This is a genomic window from Psychrobacter sp. Ps6 (genome assembly GCF_022129235.1).
In the GTDB taxonomy this organism is placed as follows: Bacteria; Pseudomonadota; Gammaproteobacteria; order Pseudomonadales; family Moraxellaceae; genus Psychrobacter.
On sequence record NZ_JADQAI010000034.1, the window covers coordinates 1 to 3,756 of the forward strand.

Below are 3,756 nucleotides of genomic sequence, written 5' to 3' on the forward strand. Positions count from 1 at the left end.
GAAAGTGCATTAACTCAGCTTAAAAATGCTAAGCAGACCATTGCAGAGGCTTATGTCGAGCGAAGTGGCCAATCGCTTGATGATGTTTTAGAGGCCATGGCAAAAGAAACATGGTTTACCGCAAGCCAAGCCTTAGAGTTTGGTTTAATCGATCAAGTCATCGATGCGGTTGATTTATCGAACTGTTTAAAAACGGTTTCATCCCAAGAGCTACAGAATAAAGCGTTCAAACATACGCCCGCTGATTTGTTGGCTCAGCTTTCTTCACCAACACCAACTAATCCAATTGAAAGTGAACCTATGCCAAAACCAAACGATGATGCATTAATCAATGCAGTAAAAAAAGAAAATGAGCGTCAGTCTGCTATTCGTGCGTTATGTGCCGCTCATAAAGTAAAAAACACATTACGAGATGAAATGCTCAATGATTTAAATTGCAGTACTGATGATGCTTCTATCAAGATTTTGCAGTATCTCGGTAATCTCTCACTTAAGGGCCAAGATGATCCAAATACGGCATCAGACGCTGGCTTAACGAATAGTCATATTCATGTTGGTAACGGAAACATTACCAAAGATACACTGCAAAACGCACTTAATGCCCGTTGTGGAACCGCTAAAATAGAAAAAGATAATCCATATCGACTTAAAACCTTGCTTGATATGGCTGAGATTTCAGTGGGTAAAGACGCGAAATACTGCAGTACCAAAAATGAGTTGGTCGCCCGTGCTTTTAACAGTGGGGATTTTAGCGACATCATTACCGAAAGTGTACGAACTGTGATGCGAGATGAAGCCGAGGTGCGTTCTCCATTGTGGCGAGAATTGGCCAATACCGAAGATTTACCCAACTTCAAAGAAACTGATCTTATCTTAATTAACGATGCTCCTGATCTTATGGCCATCTCTGAAGATGGTGAATACAAATCGGCAACCATTAAAGGTAGTGGCGAGAAAATCCAACTGGGTAGCTTTGGCCGTGAAATTGCTTTCACTCGTCAAGCCATCATCAATGATGAGATTGCACTAATTGCCAAAATTCCACGTAAATTCATGCAGGCCGCTTACCGTTTATCAGATAAGTTAATGTTTAACGCTATTCTGAGTGGAAAAATGGGCGATGGTAAAGGTGTTTTTCAAGCTGGAACTGCCAACAAATGGGGCAATCTAGTCAATGATATTCCTGCTGCTGACTATCAGGCTTTAGTGATGGCTCTGCATAAATCTTTTGCTACGACCCAAACCTCTGAAGGGGATGCGCTAGATCTTCGTGGTGAGATTTTATTGGCAAACCCTGATCATGCTTCTTTCCTTGAAGCTGTACTAAATACAGCCAGTAAGCCTGATTCCTTTAATCCAGCGTATAAGAAGTTCCAAAAGGTGGTAGAGACTGCCCGTTTGGCCGAGGTTAACGGCGCAATTGGTTTAACAGGTAAAGATTTTGATTCTGTTGTGATGGCCTTCCTTGATGGAGCTCAAGACCCTTGGTTAGAGACTGGGGATGGTTGGAGCAGTGACGGTGCAAAATTCCGAATTACTTACGATGTTGCGTCAAAAGTTATTGACCGTCGAGGCATCGCTCAGGCGCTGTTTGCTAACAAATAATATATATCACTAATGATAAGGGTGCTCAGGCATCCTTTTTTTATATCTAAATAGAAGGTACTTATGCGCATTGCAGATGGTAATAAAATTGATTTAACTGCGCCAATAGGTGGGTTTATTAAGGATGTGCCAGCGAAGTATGGCTCTTTGATTGTGGTTCCTAACTATTCAGCCAAAGAAGGTCAAGTGGTTAGCTGTACTTACCGTGGTTTGTTTGATGGTCCGATTAAGGCTGGTGATTCACCAACATTTACCGGAGAAGATGCTTATTTTCATGATGGTGAGTTTACCAAAACATTGCCTGTAGGTGATGGTGCGGTAACAGTTCCTGTTGGTGTCTTTATTGATAACGGTGTGCTGTTAATGGGTTTCTCCGTTTCGGGGTGATCAATGATGAAAACCTCTTTTGATGATGCAAGAGCGTTGATTGAGCTATCGATTCAACGTTGTTTTGGTCGTGATTTAGTTGTTATGACATCTGATGGCCAGCCAAAAACTATTCGGGGCTATATTAAGACGCAATCGGTTGATGGTCATCAGGTAAAACGACTGTTGACCGTTAGCTGTTTACCAACGCTATCAACCATCATGCTAGAGGGAAAACGCTATAGCTTATCGTTGTCCTCCCCTGAACAGGGTAAAGGACAACGAGATAGCCAAATCCAAAATGTGTATATCCTCAATCTCACTCAAGCAGGGATTAAGCATGACTTCTCTGAATTCTAATATGGTGCTAGATACCCGTTTTCTTAAACGATTAAGTCATTTACCAGATGAATTATCGAAAGCAGCTAAACGATCGTTAGTTAAAACTAATCAATGGTTACGGGCAGTATCGATGGCCGACTTAGGGTATGAGTTAACTATTGATAGTAAGGCAATGGCTACACGTTTTCGGGTTTACAAAAGTGGGGCAACATCAAAGCTGTGGGTTGGTGTTAGAAAAATTGGTGTTCATCGATTAGGTTCACCTGTTCAAACAGACTCTGGGGTAAAAGTGGCGGGACACTTCTTTCCTCATGCTTTTATCGCTCCGATGGACAGTGATAAGTTGTTAGTGTTTCGACGTCAGAATAAGGCTCGCAAATCCATTCAAATGGTCACTTTAGATATTTCACAAGAATCTGAAGAAATCATAGATTCATACCTTCCTGATTTGAACCGAAAATTTGAGGAGTTCTTTCATCGTGAATTCAACTACATTCTTTCGGGCTCCAAGTGAGTGGGTTTTAATGGTGCTTAAGCGGTTAGAGCTGCAATTAGGCATTGGCGAAATTGAAACGGCGTATCAACGCGAATCTCTTGAAATTACTGCACCAACCATTCGTTATCAATGCGGTGAATGTCAGTCGGTTAACCACACAAGCAATGATGGCCGTAAGATTCACGATATTGAGTTGCGCTTTCTTATTGAGGTCCCAACCATTCAGGCTAATTTCGATATGGTAGCGTTGGATTTATCCTGCCGTGTAGAACGGGAGCTATTCAGCCAGTTCTTTGATAGTGCCCATAACTTAGAAGAAAACCGTTTGATATCAAATTTGCCTCGTCGATTTAACCCTGAGACAGGCGTGTTTTTGCGTGTAGTCACCATTAAACAGCAAATCTACATGGGGCCATTGGAGGACCATTGGCATGAAATTATAGGAACACAAGATTATGCTGCGACAGCTCGTTGAACGGATACGTTCGTTAGAAAAAGAGATGGTGGCTCTACGAGAAGAAACAGAAGAGAACCGCCGCTCTTCTTGCAATATTATTCGGCTAGGTATTGTTGATAGTGCTTCAGAGAAAACAGTGGATGTGGTTAGTGGTGATAATAAGGCCACACGTATTCCATTTTTTGTTCATTGCGCAGGTCGAGTGACTCACTACCGCCGACCCAGTGCCGGAGAACAATGCATTCTGATTAACCTTGGCAGTGGCGATAATCTTAATAATTCGGTCGCTCTAATGGGGTTACCTTCGACACAATATCCATGTCCTACCACAGAAGAGAACCAAGTGATGACCGATTATGGTGACGGTATGACTGAGCTCTATGATCTTGATAAGGGTAGTTTAACGGTTGCTTATCCCGGAGGTGTACTGCTTAAAGCCGATATTGTGCAAGAGGGTAATTTGAGCGTGTCGGGTGAGGTTTCTGATGGG

The 3,756-nt window shown here is 42.4% G+C and carries 6 protein-coding genes; all 6 read left to right on the top strand.

Annotation, left to right across the window (positions count from 1 at the left end; translation table 11 throughout):
- A partial coding sequence (locus tag I3255_RS13290) for an ATP-dependent Clp protease proteolytic subunit (RefSeq protein WP_238039239.1) occupies positions 1-1,605 on the top strand: 1,605 nt, incomplete at its 5' end.
- 63 nt (positions 1,606-1,668) lie between these two features.
- Positions 1,669-1,992 (top strand): hypothetical protein, encoded by a 324-nt coding sequence (locus tag I3255_RS13295; protein ID WP_036763814.1) that lies wholly within the window; start codon positions 1,669-1,671, stop codon positions 1,990-1,992.
- Positions 1,993-1,998: 6 nt separating this feature from the next.
- Positions 1,999-2,331, top strand: coding sequence for a hypothetical protein (locus tag I3255_RS13300; protein WP_106339758.1), 333 nt, complete (start codon positions 1,999-2,001; stop codon positions 2,329-2,331).
- Complete coding sequence (locus I3255_RS13305; protein WP_238039240.1) at positions 2,312-2,827, top strand: hypothetical protein; 516 nt, start codon at positions 2,312-2,314, stop codon at positions 2,825-2,827. The genes I3255_RS13300 and I3255_RS13305 overlap by 20 nt, the downstream gene beginning before the upstream one ends.
- 10 nt (positions 2,828-2,837) lie before the next feature.
- Positions 2,838-3,284 (top strand): hypothetical protein, encoded by a 447-nt coding sequence (locus I3255_RS13310; RefSeq protein ID WP_036763819.1) that lies wholly within the window; start codon positions 2,838-2,840, stop codon positions 3,282-3,284.
- Positions 3,265-3,756: phage baseplate assembly protein V (locus tag I3255_RS13315; protein WP_238039241.1), on the top strand; the 492-nt coding region annotated here is incomplete at its 3' end. The genes I3255_RS13310 and I3255_RS13315, both read left to right, overlap by 20 nt.

Bases quoted from the DNA above. Each gene is read 5' to 3' on its own strand.
- I3255_RS13295 (WP_036763814.1), top strand. From the start codon at position 1,669: ATGCGCATTGCAGATGGTAATAAAATTGATTTAACTGCGCCAATAGGT.
- I3255_RS13300 (WP_106339758.1), top strand. From the start codon at position 1,999: ATGAAAACCTCTTTTGATGATGCAAGAGCGTTGATTGAGCTATCGATT.
- I3255_RS13305 (WP_238039240.1), top strand. From the start codon at position 2,312: ATGACTTCTCTGAATTCTAATATGGTGCTAGATACCCGTTTTCTTAAA.
- I3255_RS13310 (WP_036763819.1), top strand. From the start codon at position 2,838: ATGGTGCTTAAGCGGTTAGAGCTGCAATTAGGCATTGGCGAAATTGAA.